The 19186-nt window shown below is 55.0% G+C and carries 16 protein-coding genes and 1 pseudogene; 12 read left to right on the top strand and 5 right to left on the bottom strand.

Annotated elements, in window-relative coordinates:
- Positions 1-42: 42 nt before the first annotated feature.
- The 4 genes and pseudogenes from ACYZUA_RS20275 to ACYZUA_RS20260 all read left to right on the top strand — a co-directional run.
- Positions 43-435: a GFA family protein gene (locus ACYZUA_RS20275; RefSeq protein WP_461960334.1), complete on the top strand. Its 393-nt coding sequence runs from the start codon at positions 43-45 to the stop codon at positions 433-435.
- 33 nt (positions 436-468) lie between these two features.
- Complete coding sequence (locus tag ACYZUA_RS20270; RefSeq protein WP_461964057.1) at positions 469-927, top strand: metallophosphoesterase family protein; 459 nt, start codon at positions 469-471, stop codon at positions 925-927.
- Positions 928-1010: 83 nt separating this feature from the next.
- Positions 1011-1391, top strand: coding sequence for a RidA family protein (locus ACYZUA_RS20265; protein WP_461960333.1), 381 nt, complete (start codon positions 1011-1013; stop codon positions 1389-1391).
- Positions 1392-1625: 234 nt separating this feature from the next.
- Positions 1626-2284, top strand: a pseudogene (locus ACYZUA_RS20260) (GMC oxidoreductase); the annotation flags it as partial.
- A gap of 92 nt (positions 2285-2376) precedes the next feature.
- Here ACYZUA_RS20260 and ACYZUA_RS20255 read toward each other — a convergent pair.
- Positions 2377-4662, bottom strand: coding sequence for an Orn/Lys/Arg family decarboxylase (locus tag ACYZUA_RS20255; protein ID WP_461960332.1), 2286 nt, complete (start codon positions 4660-4662; stop codon positions 2377-2379).
- A gap of 2 nt (positions 4663-4664) precedes the next feature.
- Positions 4665-6068 carry a putrescine-ornithine antiporter gene (potE, locus tag ACYZUA_RS20250; protein WP_461960331.1) on the bottom strand — a complete coding sequence of 468 codons (1404 nt, stop codon included), beginning with the start codon at positions 6066-6068 and terminating at the stop codon, positions 4665-4667.
- Positions 6069-6252: 184 nt separating this feature from the next.
- On the opposite strand from potE, the gene ACYZUA_RS20245 reads away from it, so the two are divergent.
- Positions 6253-6582 carry a hypothetical protein gene (locus tag ACYZUA_RS20245; RefSeq protein ID WP_008146735.1) on the top strand — a complete coding sequence of 110 codons (330 nt, stop codon included), beginning with the start codon at positions 6253-6255 and terminating at the stop codon, positions 6580-6582.
- Positions 6583-6683: 101 nt separating this feature from the next.
- Here ACYZUA_RS20245 and ACYZUA_RS20240 read toward each other — a convergent pair whose 3' ends face one another.
- On the bottom strand, positions 6684-7400 hold the full coding sequence (locus ACYZUA_RS20240; protein ID WP_461960330.1) for a glycosyltransferase family 25 protein: 717 nt from the start codon (positions 7398-7400) through the stop codon (positions 6684-6686).
- 198 nt (positions 7401-7598) lie between these two features.
- Here ACYZUA_RS20240 and ACYZUA_RS20235 point away from each other — a divergent pair, with 198 nt between their 5' ends.
- The 6 genes from ACYZUA_RS20235 (at position 7599) to ACYZUA_RS20210 (ending at position 13620) form a co-directional block, all read left to right on the top strand.
- Positions 7599-8252, top strand: a complete 654-nt coding sequence (locus tag ACYZUA_RS20235; protein ID WP_008155786.1) for a peroxiredoxin — start codon at positions 7599-7601, stop codon at positions 8250-8252.
- 434 nt (positions 8253-8686) lie between these two features.
- The gene (locus ACYZUA_RS20230) at positions 8687-9169 is read left to right on the top strand and encodes a hypothetical protein (protein ID WP_461960329.1); all 483 of its coding nucleotides are present in this window, start codon (positions 8687-8689) and stop codon (positions 9167-9169) included.
- A 371-nt stretch (positions 9170-9540) separates the two neighbouring features.
- Positions 9541-10098 carry a polysaccharide biosynthesis/export family protein gene (locus ACYZUA_RS20225; protein ID WP_461960328.1) on the top strand — a complete coding sequence of 186 codons (558 nt, stop codon included), beginning with the start codon at positions 9541-9543 and terminating at the stop codon, positions 10096-10098.
- 86 nt (positions 10099-10184) lie between these two features.
- Complete coding sequence (locus ACYZUA_RS20220; RefSeq protein WP_461960327.1) at positions 10185-11240, top strand: hypothetical protein; 1056 nt, start codon at positions 10185-10187, stop codon at positions 11238-11240.
- Positions 11241-11260: 20 nt separating this feature from the next.
- Positions 11261-12820 carry a GumC family protein gene (locus ACYZUA_RS20215; RefSeq protein WP_461960326.1) on the top strand — a complete coding sequence of 520 codons (1560 nt, stop codon included), beginning with the start codon at positions 11261-11263 and terminating at the stop codon, positions 12818-12820.
- A gap of 68 nt (positions 12821-12888) precedes the next feature.
- Entirely contained in the window at positions 12889-13620 is a 732-nt protein-coding gene (locus ACYZUA_RS20210) for a CpsD/CapB family tyrosine-protein kinase (RefSeq protein ID WP_256667305.1), read from the top strand.
- 44 nt (positions 13621-13664) lie between these two features.
- Here ACYZUA_RS20210 and galE read toward each other — a convergent pair whose 3' ends face one another.
- A complete protein-coding gene (gene galE, locus ACYZUA_RS20205) occupies positions 13665-14642 on the bottom strand; it encodes a UDP-glucose 4-epimerase GalE (protein WP_461960325.1) in 978 nt (325 codons plus the stop codon).
- A gap of 231 nt (positions 14643-14873) precedes the next feature.
- Between galE and ACYZUA_RS20200 the strand changes: the two genes are divergently transcribed.
- Positions 14874-16502: a phosphoethanolamine transferase gene (locus ACYZUA_RS20200; protein WP_461960324.1), complete on the top strand. Its 1629-nt coding sequence runs from the start codon at positions 14874-14876 to the stop codon at positions 16500-16502.
- A 65-nt stretch (positions 16503-16567) separates the two neighbouring features.
- Here ACYZUA_RS20200 and ACYZUA_RS20195 read toward each other — a convergent pair whose 3' ends face one another.
- Positions 16568-19186 carry a glycosyl hydrolase family 5 gene (locus ACYZUA_RS20195; RefSeq protein WP_461960323.1) on the bottom strand — a complete coding sequence of 873 codons (2619 nt, stop codon included), beginning with the start codon at positions 19184-19186 and terminating at the stop codon, positions 16568-16570.

The raw sequence follows: 19186 nt of genomic DNA, 5'->3' as shown, positions 1-19186 counted from the left end.
GGGGATCACATGCCGACTGCTTGATTTTAGAGGAGACGCAGCATGCAGCGATTCACGGGTGGTTGCCTGTGCGGCAACGTCCGAATTGAGGCGTCGGGACTCCCGTATCGGGTCGGCCTTTGTCATTGTCTCGACTGCCGTAAACATCATGGGGCGCTTTTTCATGCTTCCGCGATATTCCCCCAGAGTGCGGTGACGATCGAAGGCGAAACACGCGACTACGCCGGGCGGTTTTTCTGTCCCCGCTGCGGCTCATCCATTTTTTCGCGCACCGACGACGAAATCGAAGTGAACCTGGGGTCCCTGGATGCCCCTGACCAACTGATGCCAACTTACGAAAGCTGGATCGTGCGTCGCGAGTCCTGGTTGCCGCCGTTTCCGCTCGCGAGACGATACGCGCGCGACCGTGATGCCTCGGGTCGCTTTGAGGAGTAGGTTCCGATGCTTGAACCGGGTCTGGAGCGCTGCATGAAAGTGGGCGTGATTTCCGATACCCATGGCTTGCTCCGCGCCGAAGCCCTTGCTGCACTGCAGGGCTGTGAACGGATTATTCACGCAGGCGACATTGGCAACCCCGAAATCCTCGATCAACTGGCGTCAATAGCCCCGCTGCACGTGGTCCGCGGGAACAATGACCTGGACGCCCCTTGGGCAGAAAATCTCGCCGACTGCCTATGTTTCGACCTGAACGGATGGCAGACCTTGCTGGTACATGACAGTGCCGATGTCCCGGCCGTGCTTGATGCAGGCATAAAACTGGTGATCACCGGCCACTCGCACAAGCCCCGCATAGAATGGCGCGGCGAACAGCTCTACCTCAATCCCGGCAGCGCGGGACGCCGGCGCTTCAAGCTACCGGTGACGCTGGCTCTGCTTGAGGTGTTTGAGACCTCAATTGAGCCGCGTCTGGTCTCGCTAGTGGAATGAGCTACCAACCTGGGCGTTCCACACTGAGTTTTCCAGCCGCTATATACTCGACAGCCCCTTACCCCCTCAAGCAAGAGACACCTATGGCAAACCACGACCTCACCTTTCTCCCCGATCCTGATCCGGATTCCATCTCCTCGGATGTCGCCGGTTTCGGCGGCCTGCTGGTCTCCACTCAGATCCCCACCCGCGCCGACGGCAGCTTGGAACTGGGCGACATCACCTTGCAGAGCGAGTGCACGCTGCAGGCGCTCAAGGTTGCGCTGGAGCACGCCGGCAGTTCCATGGACCGGGTTCTGCATCTGACCATCTACCTCACCGACATGGCCGACCGCGCCGCCTTCAACGAGGTCTACCAGCGCTTCTTCGCCAAGCCCTGGCCGGTTCGGGCCGCCGTGGGCGTGGCCTCCCTGGCGGTCAAAGGCATGCGCGTGGAAGTCACCGCGATGGCGGCCAAGGGCTGAGTCCGCGGATTTATCCGGCGGTCCCGCTCAACGAGCGGGCACCACCGTGGATGGTGGGGAAAGACACCTCCTGAGGATGCGCGAAGGCGTTGACAACGATTCGCTCGGTGCGCCGCTCCAGGACCGGCAGCAAGCGATGAGCCAGTGGCATGGCGACGCACGGCGGGAGGCTTTCAAGGGGAATCGAATCCAGCAGTAAGGAGGGACGGTGTTGAACAGCGTGAGGTCTATGTCGGTTTCATCCGCTCGGACAAGGGCCTGCGCTGGCCGGACATTCAGTTCCACTTTCTGCCCGCAGCCATGCGTTACGACGGCAACAAACCGATAAGGGCCACGGCTTCATGGTGCTCACCGGGCCGAACAAACCGAAGAGTCGCGGTTATGTTCGGGTGCGCTCCGCTGACCCTTACGAGCATCCAGAGATTCAATTCAACTACCTGCAACGCGAAGAAGACCGCGAAGGCTTCCGCCGCTGCATCCGCCTACTCCGGGAGATCATCGGCCAACCGGCGATGGACCGCTTCCGCGACGGCGAGATTGCGCCCGGGCCGCAGGTGAACACCGACGAAGAAATCGACGCCTTCGTGCGTGCAAACCTGGAAAGCACCTACCATCCTTGCGGCTCGTGCCGCATGGGCGAGGACGAGATGGCAGTGGTTGATTCCGAGCTGCGTGTTCGGGGCATCGCGGGGTTGCGGGTGATCGACTCGTCGGTGTTCCCGACCGAGCCAAACGGCAACCTCAATGCACCGACCATCATGCTGGCCGAGCGGGCTTCCGATCTGGTTCGTGGGCGCACCATGCTGCCGGCGTCCGATGCGCCCGTCGGGCTAGTCCAGGATTGGGAAACCAGCCAGCGATCATCGTTGCCGGGGCGCAATGTGAGGGTTTAAACCCGACGGGTTAATCGATCAGGAGAAGACATGTAAAACGGGCGCCTTCAGGGCGCCCGTTTTTTTTCTTCGCAGCAGGTACAGGCGCTAGCTCATTTCAACACAAGCAAGCTATAAACCCCGCCCTCGCTTTCGATCCCGTGGGTGTCATGGGTGAAACCCGGGAAGGATTTGTCGAAGGCTTCCAGCGCCTTGAGATAGGCCAGCAACGGCCCATCCGCAGCCCCGGCGTTTTCACCCGGCATCAGCAGTGGAATGCCCGGTGGATACGGCACGATCCCGGTGGCGGCGATGCGTCCGGCGGCTTCTTCGAGTGTCACCCGTTCGATTTCGTTTCTGACCAGTTTTTCATAGGCCTCCACCGGGCTGAATTCGGCTCGCGGCAGTGTGCCGAACGCCTGGGCCATGTTGGCGGTGGTTTTGTGTTTCTTCATGGCGGCGAAGATTTCGTCGGCCAGGTCCTTGAGGCCCATGCCGGCGTAACGAGTCTGGTTGGCGGCCAGCAGATCCGGCAGGCACAGTTCCAGTTCGACGTTGTCGTCATAGTCGCGTTTGAAGTCGAGCAGGGCATTGAGCAAGGTGCCCCATTTGCCCTTGGTGATGCCGATGGAGAACAGGAAGAGGATGGTGAAGTCGGTGGTTTTCTCGACCACGATGCCCTGACGTCCCAGGTAGGCCGTGAGCACACAGGCCGGGATGCCCGAGTCGAGCAGCTTGCCGTCGTCGCCCATGCCGGGGCTGAGCACCGAGACCTTGATCGGGTCGAGCATGCAGTAGCCTTCTTCGATGTCACCGAAGCCGTGCCATACCGCGTTGGGGTGCAGTACCCAGCAGTTCGGCTCGGTTTTCAACAGCACCGGGTCGACTTCATGGAACGGCACAGTGGCCGCGCCAACCTGCACGGTCGGCGGCTGCCAGCAGGTAAAGAACCAGTCATCCTTGCTCAACATCTCGTTGTGCATGCGCGAGACGACCTGGCGGAAACTGATGGCTTCTTCGATCGATTCGGTGGTGAGGATTTGCCCGCTGGGCGCTTCCATCATCGCCGAGCTGACGTCGCACGAAGCCATGATTGCGTAGTTTGGCGAAGTCGAGGCGTGCATCATGTACGACTCGTTGAAGCGCCCGTGTTCGATCGGGTTGCGGCCGTTACGTACGTGAATCATCGAGGCCTGGGACAGGGCGGCCAGCAACTTGTGGGTCGACTGGGTGGCGAACACGGTCGGCTTCGAGTCGTCGTGATCGTCCGGGCTGCCGTGCATGGCGTGACGCTCGCGGTACAGCGGGTTGAAACGCGCATAACCGTACCAGGCTTCATCGAAATGCAGACGATCGACGCTTTGCCCCAGCAACTCTTCGACGCGGGTGACATTGTAAGTCAGGCCGTCGTAGGTGGAGTTGGTAATGATGGCGTGGACGGGTGTCGGGTCGATGCCTTGCTTGACCAGCGGGTTGCTGGCGATAGCGGCTTTCACGCCGTCGCTGCTCAGGGTTTGCGGCAGGATCGGGCCGATGATGCCGTAGCGGTTGCGGGTTGGCACCAGATAGGTCGGAATCGCGCCGGACAGGGTCATCGCATGCTCGGCGGATTTGTGGCAGTTGCGGTCGCACAGGGCGATCTGATTGCGCGTGACGCTGGCCATGAGGATGACGCGGTTGGACATCGACGAGCCGTTGGTGACGTAGTAGGTGCGATGGGCGCCGAACACCTTGGCGGCGTAGCGCTCGCCCTGGCCGATGGGGCCGCTGTGATCGAGCAGCGAACCGAGTTCACCGACTGAAATCGACAGGTCCGAACGCAGCAGGTTCTCGCCAAAAAACTCGTAGAAGGCGCGCCCCGCGGTGCTCTTCAAAAACGCCGTGCCACCGGCATGGCCGGGGGTGTGCCACGAGTACTCATAAGTCCGGGCAAACTTCACCAGCGCACCGAACATGGGAGGGAGTGCGGCTTGGCGATAACGTTCGATGGCCGCCAGGATGCGTCCGCTGAGGAAGCGGCTGGTGTCCTCGGGCAACCAGATGAAGTCATCGGCGTGCTGCATGACCACCAGCGGAATGTTCGACGCGGTACTGCGGTCGCTGATCAGGAAGACCGGCACCCGGGTGTTGCGCTCACGCAGGCTGACCAGCAATTTGATGCATTCCTCGTGGCCTTCGCTTTTGTCCATTTCCCAGCTGAGCAGCACGCATTGAATGGCGGGGTCCGAACACAGGATCGACGTGGCGTCGCTCAAGGTTTCCGACGCCAGCACCCGGACGGCGCGTTCCTCCACATCGTTGATCAACTGATGCAGGGCGCGACCAAAGACGGTGCGTTTGTCCGGCGGGCTGCTGACCAACAGCGTGAGCATCCCGAGCGTCTGTCTATATTCCGTCATGATTAAGCCTCCACTGCGACTGCTTGCAAGTTATTGACCGGCACCGGCTTGCCCGTGATGTGCTGAGCGCTGACGGTCTGTGTCGGTACGCTGTTATTGAGCGCTTCGAGACGGATCAGGCGATTGTTGACGAAGCCGAACAGCGTGTATCCGAAGATGGTCGCCACGCCGCCGAGCATCAATGCCTGCGCGCCCGAACTGTACAGCGCCAGGTAGCTGTAAGCCGCCGCCACCCACGCAATGATGTTGGTTGTCAGCGCCGCGCCTGCCGGAACGTTGGAGACCTTTTGAATGGTCATCAACGCGGCCATGGAGAGGATATAGGGCACCAGGTTGGTGACCACCGCGAGGTTGACGAGTGTGTCGAACTGCTTGCTCAGGTCAGGGCTGATGGTGAGAAAAGCCAGTGCCGTCTGCACTGCCAGCAGCACCAGCATGCCGACAATCGGGGTTCCGGCCTTGTTGGATTTGGCGAAGATCGACAGGAAGTAACCGGTGTCAGCGGAGCTTTTGTAAACCTGAGCGATGGTGAATTGCCAACCCAGCAGCGAACCGATGCACGCCATTACCATCGCGGCCATCACAATATCGCCGACCAGAGGGGTGAACATCTTGGCAAAGACCAGCCCAAACGGCGCTGTGGAGGAGGCCAGTTCCGGGTTATCGACGATACCGGCGATGACGTTGGTGGAGACGATGTAGATCACCGCCGCGCCGAGTGTGCCGCCGAGCACTGCAATGGGTACGTTCCGCTCCGGATTTTCCACGGCATCGGTGTTGGCGCACGCCGACTCCAGGCCGAGGAACGCCCACAAGGTGATCGCCACCGATGCACCTGCAGCTTCGAACGCGCCCATGTTGTGGGGGTTCCAGCCGGCGGCGTAGACACTGCTGTCGAACCAGAACCAGCCAATGGTGGACACCAGCACCACTGGCGCAATGACACCCCAAACCGTAATCGCACCGATCCGGCCGGTAATCCGCGCACCACCGAAGTTGGCGAACGTGGTGATCCACAACAGGGCAATGGTCGCCAGACCCACTTGCAGTGAGCCCAGTTCAACATGGAACAGTTCCTGGATATAGCCGACCGCCGTAATACTGATCGCCACGTTGGCAATCAACAGCGAGAGGCCGTAGGTGTAGTTCGTGATGTAGTTGCCTGCCTTGCCGAAGGTGTATTCGGCATAGCCGCCCATGCCCCCGGTCTTTCGGCTGAGCATCCCGCAGCGCGCAAAGGCATAGGCCAGCGCCAGGGAGCCAGTGGCCGTGATCAGCCAGGAAAGGATGGAAATACCGCCAACCTCGGCAAGTTTTGTGGGGAGCAGCACAATCCCGGAGCCCAACATGTTGACGGCTGTCAACATCGTCAGTTGCCCCACTGTCATTTTCTTTGCGGCTGACATTCCGTTGCCTCATTCGTTGGCGGGAGAGAGTGTTAGCTATAGCAAAAGATTGAAATGTCGCAAGAAACGTCCGTAAGACATGGAGAAACCAAGCTATAGCGCATTTAAGGCATTTTGCTGGCCCCGAAGTCTGAAAGTTTTGACCAAAATCAATTTATTTTCAGATAGTTAGGATCGAATGCAAATGCGGAATGTGATGGTTGCGCTGATTTCGTTAGGCCTGGCGAGCGTTGCCGCCTCTGTCCAGGCCAAAGAGCTGGCATCGAATGATCGTTACATTTGCAGCTGGGGCGCAGGTACTGCGGCGAGAGCCCAGGAACTCAAGCTGTCCGGGGTTTCACTGTATGCAGCGCGGCAGAAGTTACATACCTACAAGTTCAGCAAGCCGTGGATGCACATGATGGCGATGGGCATTACCGAGCAGACCTATGACAGTCATTCGCGGATGAAGCCCGCAGCCCTGCGCGAGAGCTTTTATGAGGAATGCGTCCGGTACAAATTGGCGCGCAAATGAGGAGGGAGGTCCGCCACAATCACCCGGACGCGGCTCCTGCGCCGTGCCGGGTTGGTTACGTCAGGCATTGGATACTTCGTACCTTCCCTGAAGAGCGAAAACTATCGAGTTCTTCTCAGGTTTTTTGCCTTTAATCTCCTGAGCATACCCATTACCGGCCGCAGGAGAGGCACCCTGTCAAAGATCGAAAGCTCATGCAGATCCGTCCGCGAGGGCCTTTGATAGCCGCAATTCCAGGTGAAATAGTAAGCCAGAATTTCTTTATTCTTATGAATAAGTGTATTGAGAGCAGCGTCATAATGCATCGGACCTCCGTCAGGATGTCCCGGTGGCCGCTCCAGAATCTGGAATAAAAAATCCCTCAACTTCCCAAAGCATTTCCCGTTTACTGCATAGAAGTGGGCCAGATGTATTGGCCGGTCAACTGTTTTCCAAGCGGGCAAGTTTGAATTTTCTTCAAACGGATGCCCAAAATAGACGATGTCCCACTCCATGCCTTCCAGAGACTCGATCGCCTCTTTCCCATATTCAGAAATATGTCTGGAAAACTGTATGTCGTCCTCCAGAATCAAGATGTTTTTCAAGTTCAGGCGCATTGCCTCTTCCAGCACCCCCAGATGACTTAAAAAGCAGCCTCTGACCCCGACGCTCGGGAAGCCATTTCCCTCACTGGGCGTAACAGCCTCAAAAAATCCTATCTTTTCATCATCAATGTGAAAGCCGTTGCGAGTGAATTCTTCTACTGTTTCTAAACGGCGATCCTTTCTTGACGAGATATTGATGATTCTTACTCGATCAAAATATTCGATCACATTCATCTGTCAGGTCCTTAGCGCAGACAATCAAGGCAGTTGGATTGGCCAGATTGCAGTATAGGCAGCATTTTCGGAGGAAGTTTTAGTCGCGTAAATCGGCGCGTGGCAGCTCTTCGGCGGGTTGCAAAGCGAAGTCTTCAAGGTCTCCTATACTGGATCGTTCCGAGAGTTTCCCTACCCTTCACAGCGAGGAGAACGCACATGACCATTCGTATTGGTGACGAAGCACCGGATTTCACCGCCGAAACCACCGAAGGCACGCTCCATTTTCACGAATGGATTGGCGACAAGTGGGCCATCCTGTTCTCACATCCGAAGGACTTCACCCCGGTCTGCACCACTGAACTCGGTTATATGGCCGGGCTCAAGCCGGAGTTCGACAAACGCAACACCAAGATTGTCGGTCTCAGCGTCGACCCGGTCGGTAACCATCAGACCTGGGCCAAAGACATCGAAGAAACCCAGGGCCATGCGGTCAACTACCCCATGATTGGCGACGAGAATCTGGTGGTGGCCAAGCTCTACGACATGATTCACCCGAACGCCAGTGGCGGCGCTCGTACTGCCGTGGACAACGCCACGGTGCGTTCAGTGTTCATTGTCGGCCCGGATAAGAAGATCAAGGCGATGCTGGTCTACCCGATGAGTGCCGGGCGCAATTTCGATGAAGTGTTACGGCTGCTCGATGCTATTCAGCTGAACGCCAAGCACACGGTTGCCACGCCGGTGAACTGGCGTCCGGGCGAGGACGTGATCATTCCTACGTCTGTATCCGACGACGACGCAAGGAAGAAGTATCCGGATGGCTTCAAGACGGTGAAACCTTATTTACGTACGGTGGCGCAACCGAAGTAAGGGTCAGTCATTCATCCTGTCTTCAATCGCGATGCCTTTTACGCGCATTGAATTGATTTGTTCAGCGCGGGTGCCAGGGAGGTTGAGCATGGTTCCCTGGCGCAACGCCGAGACGTCTACAGGGCTGGGAATGCACGGGGAGCCTACCTGCCATGCCGTCTTCATGCGTCAAAAACTCTCCGCCGCCGGCTACTTTGGCCGGCATCCTGATACGGGTTGACGCCATGCATGAAGCTATTTCACATGGATAGAGTTCACCGGACTGGCGTGCTGATTGTGTCGTTATTTTGACGTCATCCGCCCTAAAAATAAATTTCGATTTATTATTGTGACGAGCCATTGACGTAATGGCGATGTGCTTATAGGCTCAATTTAGCCGATAAAGATTCCTTCAACCGACAAAAGAATAACCCCCTGCGCAAGGAGGCGGTGTTATGCGCTCAACACTTGTCATTAAATTTGTGTTGTTGTCTGTGATCCTTAATGGTGCTGCCGTTGCTAGTGCTCAAGCGACCAGTTTGGACATAAGCGGCGCATGCGAAGAGTTAGGGCCGCAACTTTGTATGGCTCTCAAAGAGCACACGGGTGGCGCACTGCTTACTTTTGGTAAGGGCCTTGGCTTGCCTTCATTGATAACTGATATATACGTCGATGATGCTCATTCTGCAAAAGTTGACAGTGTCACTCCTCATACTGACTCTGGCGTAGATGCCTCCGTCAATTCTTCTTCGCGTGACGGATTAATGGCGGCGGTTGACAATAAGAAATTCAAGATTGATTCATCTCTCCAGGATAAAAGTCTGGTGGGGGTATCTGAAATCAACCAACCCAATGCAGTACCGCTTTCTGCGGCAGCCTGGTTATTTTCTTCCGCGTTGTTAGGTTTTATTGTGGTCGCCAACCGACGGAAGATATAGGTGGTGGTTGTTAGATTTTCGGCAATAAGTGGTTTGAAATAGTTGATACCTGTTAGTTGCGCTAGCAAACGTAGCCATCGTCGGTTGACAGTGTCGTAGTTGAGCCAGCTCAAGCGGAAATGGTGTAATTAATATTGGCACGTAATACATCGGGGGCAGGTTGCTTGCCCCAAGCCATTGTTAAATAAAACGATTTTGCGGTTTTGCTCTAACGTTCCGGTTTCGGTGTGTTGCATTGGCGGAATTGACCGCCCAGACGCTCAAGGGGAATGCTGTTTAGGCCTTTCTTTGGCGTGAAATAGGCTAGAGTGATTTGACTTGGTTTTTTTGTTCTAGACTCCTTGCATGGCTACTAAGACGGAGGGATCCCGATGTTCCGTTCATTGATACCTGTGCTGTGTGCGCTGGCCGTTTGGCCCAGCATTTCCAATGCCGTCGAAAAGGACGGGGCTTACCGGCTGAATCCGGGAGATAACCTTTCTGTTTCCGTATGGGGCGAAGACAAGCTCAATCGGGATGTACGCGTACTTCCCAATGGCAGCATTACCTTCCCGCTGGTAGGGCGAGTCGATGTTGAGGGGCTTGATACCGCCACTGTCGAGCAGCAAATCGCTGCCAAGCTTGAGAAATTCATACCTGATCCTCAGGTGAGCGTTGTTGTCACCGGCACCGAAGGTAATCTCGTCTACGTCCAGGGCAAAGTGCTGAAACCCGGCACCGTGCATATGTCAGGTCAAACGTCAGTGCTGCAGGTAATAAGCGTGGCGGGCGGGCTCGACAAATTCGCTGATAAAGACGACATTAAGGTCGTGCGGCTCAATGGGTCTAAACAAGAGATCCTGCGCGTCGACTACAGCCAGTTGATGTCAGGGAAAGACATGACCACCAATTTTCTACTTAAAGCCGGCGATACGCTGGTCGTGCCTTAGCCTTGCGCGAGGCACTAAGGATTATCTTGCTTGGATATCGAACTACTGGGGTTGCGACGGCAATCCTGGCTTTGTCGTGTTCGGACATGGCCTATGCCGCTACTTGGCAATCAGCAATAGCAGTGCCTTCGACAGTCGAGTACGACAGCAACCCATTGCTGCTCACGAGTGATGAGAAGGGGGTGACCCGTACTATCATCGCCCCCGATTACAGCCTCGTGGGTACTTCCGGACAGGATGAGTTCCAGTTCGGTCTCGGTGTAAATATCGTGCGTTCGTCGGATACGTCGATCGTTTCGGATCGTGAAGATCCCAGACTAAGACTAGGGTGGCAGCGCGAGACCGAAACAGGTGCTTTTGGACTCACGGCGAGGTATGAGGAAAACTCTACGCTTTCCACAGTGGTTCAGGAAACCGGCGTAGTTGCCTCCGATGGCACGCAAAAGATGTATTTGGTGGGTGGCAACTGGAGCACTGCTCTCAGCGAGCGAAGTACCCTGGTTAACGAGACTGACTACACTCATGTCACTTACGATGTTGATTCACTGACCGACTATGACGAGCTGGCGACCCGCTTCAGCTGGAACTATGCATGGAGTGAGGAAGTCGAGCTGTTCACCCGTTTTGGCGTGAGGCGCTATGAGCCGGAGGAGGGGTCTGAGGTGGCTTCCTCCAACAGCTACACCCCCACGGTCGGCTTGAATGTCGAATTCTCCGAGCGGCTTAGGGGGACGGCCTACGCGGGTCTCAACCAAGTCTCCGGCACCGGTAGCGGCCCCAAAGGCCAGGGCGGTTTACTGTTGCAATATGCCGGTGAGCGTATTGATACCAGCATCGACGCCAGTCGTAGCACTCTCGCCAGCGGGGACGGTGGTTTCGTCGAGGTTGATGCCCTGAGGGGGACATGGAGCTATGCCGTCGACGAGACCCGACGCACCGGTTTCGATGTCTCCTGGCAAGACGCCAAAGGCCGGACGCCGAATACCCTGCAAAATTACAGTGCCTGGTTTAGCCAAGAACTCTCGCCTTTTTGGATTGCACGCCTATCCTACACATACAAACAACGCCAGCAAGATGGCTTGCCGGATGCCACTGCAAACGTCGTCGGGTTGACGCTGACCTATAGTTATCCCGGTCTCTGACATTCAGCTGTGTGAGAAATATGGCCTCTGAATACGAAATGTCGTTCAACGACTACCTAGCTATCATCAAGCACCACGCCCTGCTGTTGATCGTGAGTTTCGTGGTCATACTCGGCGTGTGCATAGCGGTAGCGATCTCCCTTCCGCCGACCTATGAGTCATCCGGCACGATTCTGGTGGAGTCTCAACAGATTTCGCCAGACCTGGTGGCGGCCAACAACAATACCTTTGCCGATGAGCGCATCGAAGTCATTCGCCAGCGCGTGATGACCCGTGAGCATCTGGAAGGGATCATCGACAAATACAATCTTTTTGCTTCGCAAAGTCGGCAGCTGAGCGTTAGCGAAAAGATCGAAGAAATGCGCACTGCGATTGTGGTTTCCCTCGTCAGTGCTGTCGTCAAGGGGCGCGGAGAGGTAACGATTGCTTTCCGTCTTTCCTTTGAGCACAGAGAGCCAGAGATTGCGAACAAAGTTGCCAAGGAGCTGGTGACGCTATTTCTGGATGAAAACATCAAGCAGCGCACCGAGCGCGCCAGTGAAACGACAGAGTTCCTGACGCAGGAAGCGGACAAACTCAGGGTGGAACTGGAAGCTCTTGAGAACCGGTTGGCGGACTTCAAGCAGGCACACAGCAACGCGCTGCCCGAGCATCAAGAGCTGCGCATGAATATGTTGACGCGCGCCGAAACCGAGCTCAAAGAGATCGACCGTGACTACAAAACTGCCCGTGAGGAATTGCGCTTCAATGAGTTGGAACTTTCCGCCGCGAATGCCGGGCTAGCGACCAGGCCTGGAGCACCCGGTGCGGCAGTCGATAAACCACAGGATCTGGCTAGCCTCAAAGCGGAGTACATCCGGTTGCAGGCGCTGTATACACCAGCCCACCCTGACGTGCGTGCCGTCAAACGCAAAATTGCTGCACTTCAGGCTGGCAAAGGTGCTGGTGCAGGGGCTTCGGTCGATCTGGACGTTGCCAGGGCTCAGGCGCGGATCTCCGCAGCAGAAGCACGTATCAAGTCACTGGCCGATCAAAAGCAGCAAATACTCGGAAAAATAGCCGAGTACGAGTCACAAATTATTGAGACGCCGCAAATCGAGCGCGGCTTGGTTACGGTGATGCGTGACCATGACAATGCTCGTAAAAAATATGAGGAGATTCGCACGAAGGAAATGAGTGCGAAAATTTCCGAAAGCCTGGAGCAGGAAAACAAAGCCGAGCGTTTTGTTCTTCTGGAGTCGCCGCTGATGCCCGAAAAGCCGGTACGGCCGAACCGTAAAAAAGTGGTTGCCATGGGTTTCTTGCTTGCCCCGGTGGGGGCTGGCGCGCTGGTGATGCTCCTCGAGATGATGAGTCAGCGTGTGCGCGGTGCCCAGGCTTTGGCCAGCGTGCTGGGTAGACGCGTATTGGTTTCCATTCCCTACATTCACACCAAGGCTGAACTGGCACGCCGCAGGAAGGGGCGAACGCTATTGATCATCTGTGGAGCCGTGACAATCGCGATCTTTCTGGTGCTCCTGCACTTCCTCTACATGCCTCTGGATCTTCTGATGTTTAAAGCTCTGGGCCGGTTTGCATAAGGAATATAGCCATGGAAATATTCAATTCCGATACCGAAAAAGCCGAGCAACAGACCTCGTCAAAAGCCATGACGCCGACCGCGCAGTCTACAGGTCTGAATGCACTCAGTTATGTGCAAACCAAGGTTGTACCTTTGCGACCAGATCACCTTGAGCGCAACCGCATTGTGGCTTACAACAAAAATTCGAATATGGGCGGGGCATTCGATCTACTGCGTACACAAGTGCTAAAAATCATGGAAGAAAATGGCTGGCGCACGCTCGCCATTACCTCGCCTACTCCGGGGGCGGGCAAGACGGTGTTGGCTATAAACCTGGCCATGAGTATCGCGCATCACACGACCAAGACGGCGTTACTGGTGGACTTCGACTTGCGTCGTCCGAAGGTGGGTGAGTATCTGGGTCTGCCGATGGATAAATCGCTTAATGAATTGTTGGCGGATGAAGCTGAACTGCAAGAAGTACTGGTCAATCCGACGTTGCCGCGCTTTGTGGTCCTGCCGACGCGTGAGCCGATTCCTCTTTCCACCGAGGTGTTGTCATCGCCTGCAGTGAGCCATTTGATTGCTGACCTGCGCGAGCGCTACAACTCACGCATCGTGATTTTCGACTTGCCGCCCTTGTTGAGTTCGGATGATGTGATTAACGTCCTGCCCAGGTTCGACTGCGTCCTGCTCGTTGTTGCTAATGGATTGAACAGCAAGAAAGAGATCGAGGAAAGCCTGCATCATCTTGGGACAGCCAATCTGATTGGCACGGTGTTGAACAAAGCCGAGCCCGAAAACCGCTCTTACTACTAGAGCATCACTCGCAGGAGATCGACGCTATTGGCTAGCGCCGAGGGTCAGTGCCAAGGGTACTTCTGCTCCCAGCTCCAGGCATGCGCCACTATCTGTTCAAGTGAGCCAAATTGCGGTTGCCAGCCAAGTAATGTGTTGGCCCTGCCGGGATCGGCCACAAGGCGTGGTGGATCGCCCGCGCGACGTGGCGCTTCGCTGACAGAGATAGCCTGGCCCGTCACATAGCGCGCGGTATCTATCACTTGCTGTACTGAGAAACCTTGACCGTTACCGAGGTTGAACGCCGTGCTTGCACCCCCTGCCAGCAGGTAATCCACGGCAAGCGCGTGAGCGGCAACGAGGTCGACAACGTGGACGTAGTCACGAATGCAAGTGCCGTCAGGCGTGTCGTAATCACGGCCAAAGACGGTGATGGTCGCACGCCGTCCGGAGGCTGCTTGCAGGATCAGGGGCAGCAGGTGGGTTTCCGGTTCATGGCGTTCACCTAACTGTCCTTCAGGGTCTGCTCCGGCGGCGTTGAAGTAGCGCAGGCAAACCGATTTCAGCCCGTATGCGCAGTCGAAATCTTCAAGCATCTGCTCCACCATCCACTTGCTGCGTCCATAAGGGTTGATCGCCGCCTTGGGATGCTCCTCGTCGATTGGTACATACACCGGGTCACCGTAGACGGCGGCGGTCGAGGAAAAAATGAAGTTTTTAACCCCGGCGCGAACCATCGCCTGGAGCAGCGTCAGGGTGGCAGCGAAATTGTTCTGGTAGTACTTGGCAGGTTCAGCGACGGATTCGCCCACCTGTATAAAGGAGGCGAAGTGGAACACGGCATCGAAGCGGTGTCCCGCAAACAGGGCATCCAGCGCCTGTTCGTCGGCTATGTCCAGTTCTACCAATGTCCCGCCCCTCAACGCACTGCGATAACCCGTTGAGAAATTGTCTGCCACCACAAGATCGTGACCTGCACTCAGTAGCTGCTTCACCATGTGCGAGCCGATATAACCCGCGCCACCCACCACCAAAAATTTCATCCTGATCTCCGACTATTGCTGTGCAAGCAGAGGCTGCAACATCAGTGCGATCCGACCTGACCATTACATTAAAGGACAAGTTCGACTTTTCGCTACAAGCTTGCTGGCAATAGCCGAGACTCGCTACGCTTGGAGCGCCAAAGGAGAGAATTTTCGAACGAGACACAGTGAGCGCGCCAATCGGAGCTACTCTTTGAGGAGGTTTGGGCATTCTGCGGGAATAATTATCAAATGAAAAACTCTGCCGGATTTAGCATAAAAGCAGAATGGCCAAATTTAGTATTGTGGTCATTCCTGCTATCACCGTTGATTGTCAGGACGCTAACAAACTATCAATACTCTAAAATTGATTTGTTGGTCTTTTACACCCTTGGTATGTCGGTGTTATGGCTGTTGGCAATTAGATTTATTTCATCCAATCAATTCAAGGTTCACCTTGTTCTACTACCGTTCTATTTAGTAGCAGCCATTGATCTGTTTTTGGTTTTGAATTTCAATTCGAGATTAACAGCTGCCTATATATTTATTGGCTTGACAAATCATCAGGAGGTCGGCGAATTTCTACCGACCTATTGGCAGCCCATCAGTATTGTTTTGGTGATTTTCATATTTTGCTATGGGCTTGGGTTAATAGGCCTGCATAAGCGCGAATTATATAAAAACAAAGGTGTTTTTGTTTTGGTTGTTAGCGCCTTGCTAGTGGGGTATGGGGCGTATTTCTATAAAACCGTCAAGCTTAATTCTTTCGGGAAATCTGCAGTCATGGATCTCCTTGCAAAAGATCAAAGTACGCCAGTAGGCTATTTATCGCAAATGGCCCTTACTGCAAACTTGTATTCGGGGACGGAGGAACTTATCAAACGCCGCCGGGAGTCTGACGTAAAAATAACCAGCATCTCGAATCAATCAAATATAGAAACCATTGTTTTTGTGATCGGTGAGTCATCACGGCCGCACAACTGGTCCCTCTACGGTTACAACAAGGAAACAACCCCGAATCTCGGTAAGCAGGCGGGGGTTTTCAAATTCAATCAGATCTGCACGACAGCCCCCTATACCTCGTTCGCGGTCCCTTCAATGCTGAGCCTTGAGCCTATATCGGATTGGGAGGCCATTGCGTCAACCAAATCATTGGTGAGTATTTATCGCACAGCCGGGTACATGACCTATTGGTTGTCCGTACAGGAGGTTGATAGTTTTGGCGGAATAATTCCACAAATAGCTGCAGAGGCACAATATCGTCAGTATTTTGAGAGAAGTTATGATGGTGCATTGATTGCGGAATATGAAAAAATACTAAATAAAGGCAATACAGAAAGGAAAGCCATATTCATTCATGTCAAGGGGAGTCATTTCGAGTATTCACGCCGATACCCAGAGCAATTCGATAAGTTCAAGCCGTCAACAGACAGCTTCAAAGACAAAATTACCGCCGAATATGATAATAGTATTTTATATACAGACTGGCTATTAAGCATGCTTATTGATCAGTTGAAGGCAAGCAAAAAACCATCCGTCTTGTTTTATTCATCGGATCATGGTGAAAACATGATGGATGATAGTAGAGGACTACTGGGGCATGGAATTGGCAATAAATACGATCTCCCGGTTTCGGCATTTATCTGGGCATCCGATAATATTTCAAACGAGCAATCGCTCAAGCTTCTAAAGTTGAAGGAAAGAGAAAGTCAGAAAATCAGCATATCCTCCTTGCCGCATACTCTTTTAAATATCACCGGGGTTTTCACGAACAAGTATAAAAGTGCGGATGATTTATTAAGTGATGATTTTGTATCGTCGAAATGTCCACATCTTCTCGGCTCAGGCTATGTTCCATCGTTTGATTTTGACGCCCTTTGAATAGCCCTCGCGGAACAACACCGCCAAGGTGTTGTTCCATCTTGTTGAGGTCGGCTGCGCATCGCCTAAGGTTGTGCTTGCGTGACGTCTTTTTTCAAGAACAACCAGTTCGACGCCTGCAAGCCGTCGAACTTGATTGTATAGCGGCCATCAAGGTAGGTCGCGGGCAGCTTCCTCATCTGCCTTTGAATGCCGTGGGTGAACAGTGTCAAGCCTTGCGGCGCCTGGATGGTTAGCGTGCCCTCGAGGGGTTCAACATAAAAAGGTATTTTGTCGCCGTCCTGGGGGATGGCACGGGTGCCTAACGAAATCATTAAGTCCTGCGATCGGCCCAAAGGCGTGTCGTCCAGACTTTGTACCACCACACTGGCGTTGGCGGTCTTCACTTGAACCTTAATGTTGCCAATGCTGATCGATTCGCCGCCGATCCAGCCGGTAGCGGCCTGGGTGCGCGGCGTATTGATGGTGTAAACACCTTGTTTCCAATTGCGCTTTAGCTCTCCCGTGTCGGTCGTGGACTCGCTGGCGTTGGCGTCCAGCAGCGACTGGTCAGGGTCATGAAATTGCTGTGCATTGCCTGGGATAGCGCTTTGTTGCAACCAAGGTAATTCCGGCGTCTGTGGCATCGCGATTTCCAGCTTGCCTTTCTCCATGGCTGTGCGCAGGAAAGCAGAGCTGGCCGGTGTGATCATTCGGTTGAACAGGGTGGCTGGCGTCGGCGCGAAGACGTAGGTCGTTGTTGCTTCGTGAACGTCTGCGCGGCGATAAAGCAAGGCGGCGGCGGGCAGGGTGGCCAGCATTGCAGGGTCGTTATAGGCGTGCCAGTTGTTGGCACTCATCCCTTGGCCCCCGAATGGCTCCTGGCTGTAGGCATATTGCATCAGTGCATCCCAGCCTTGGTGACTGGCGGTGCCGGCGATATAGAGTGGCAGCGAGTGACGGTCTGGAATCGGGAAGGGCTCATTGTTCCATTCGGTGACGGTCAAGGGTTTGCCGATGACCTGGCCGGCGGCAATCCAATTCACTATGCCGTCGCTGTAGAGCGGGTTTTTCTCTATCTGCCCCGAGCCCCCGTAGCTATGGACGTCGATTACGTCGCCGGCAGTAAGGGCCGGCAGGGAGTTCAGACCATTGCGGCCCCAGCTACTGGTCGTGGCGATGGGGACTTTCACGCCTATTCCACGCAGGTGCTGAATCATGTCGATGTTGAAACGCCGCTCCAGATCGTTAAGGAACAGCTTGGAAGGGCCTGGCTCCCAGGAGCGCCAGGTCTGGTTTGCAGACAGGTTGTGCAGTTTGGCAAAGGCCTCGGCCTCCGCCATATAAATGCGGTTGTGCTTGGGCAGATTCTTGTCTGGCAGCAGGGCGTTGCCGAAGTGGTTGGTGACGTCGTTTTCGTTGGTGATCAGTACGGCGGCGATCGCCGGGTCGTCTTTGTAGGCGAGGCCGGTATAGCTGTTTACATGGGTCATGTAGGCTTCGGTAAAGCGCTTCATGGCTTTTTGAATGGTGAGATTCACATAGGAATAGCCCTTGAGATAGGTAAAATTCTGCGCTTCTTTTGGCAATTCATCGAAGCCATAAATGTTGTCGTTTTCAGTAAAGACTCGCTGGACGTGCATGTCGAGCCACACATAAATGCCTTCGTCTTTCAGGCACTTGATCCACCAGTCGATTTTTTTCTGCGATTCCGGGCTCAGTTGCTGGGTGCTGCGCGTAACCCTGCCGTCGCCAAAGATGTTCGGCAAGACCCATGGCGAGTCATGGTGGTGCAGCCGTACAAGATTGAAGCCCAGTGCCGACAGGCGTTTGGCCTGCTGCTTGATTGCATCGTCTGGCGTGAGGAACAGCGTGTAGGCCGAAAGGTTGGTGCCCCAGAAACGCGCCGTAGTGTTGTCGGCAAATAGCAATTGCTCGCCGGATGCTTTGATGAAGCCGCGCTTGCCTGCAGGTTTTTCCTGAGCGTTGAGAAAGGACAAGTCGACCGGCGAGGTTTTCAAATCGAGCTTGTCAGTCGGCCAGCTCTTTGGGTCCGACAGCCCGAAGCGCTCGGTAGTGGTCGGGCCGACCGCTACATCGCCCGAAACGCTCAAGGTGGCTGTGAAATCCTGACGACCAGTTTTGATTGTGTCCTTGTAGAAAAAAGCGCGGATCTCGGATTTGCTGCCCGGTTCAAAGTACACACCCGCCAGTGCGGGCTCGAAGCGCATTTCGATGCGTCGACCTTGTGCATTGCCCCAGGACCAGCCGCGGTTGTCGGGTAGCAAAGTGGGCTCGCCCATTTCTCCAGCGAAAAGAGCGGGGTCGAATTCGAAGACGATGCCACCACCTGAAACGCCAGACTTCCCGCTGTGTGCATCCAGGGCAAAGTTCCAGATCAGCTTTTGCTCGTTTTGCTTCTGAATCTGCGCAGTCAAGTCGAAATCCAGCGCTTTGTTTTTACCAGCAAGGGAGTATCGATAAGGGGTGTTTACCTTGAATTCAGTGTGCAAATACGTCCATTCCCAGTTGCGCCCGAAGAACGAGAATGTCGTAGCAACTACCGGACTGCCACCACGCATCAGCGTTGGCAGGCCGTTGCGCTCATCCACACTGACGACCCAGTCCGACGCCCAGGTACGAAACGGCCAAATAGCAAACAACAGCAGGAGCAGTATCTGGGGGCGGCGCAACAACTGGATCAT

This window comes from Pseudomonas sp. LS2P72 (assembly GCF_054897865.1).
Note: the sequence above shows the minus strand (reverse complement) of the source record. Positions and strands in the feature narration are given on the sequence as shown.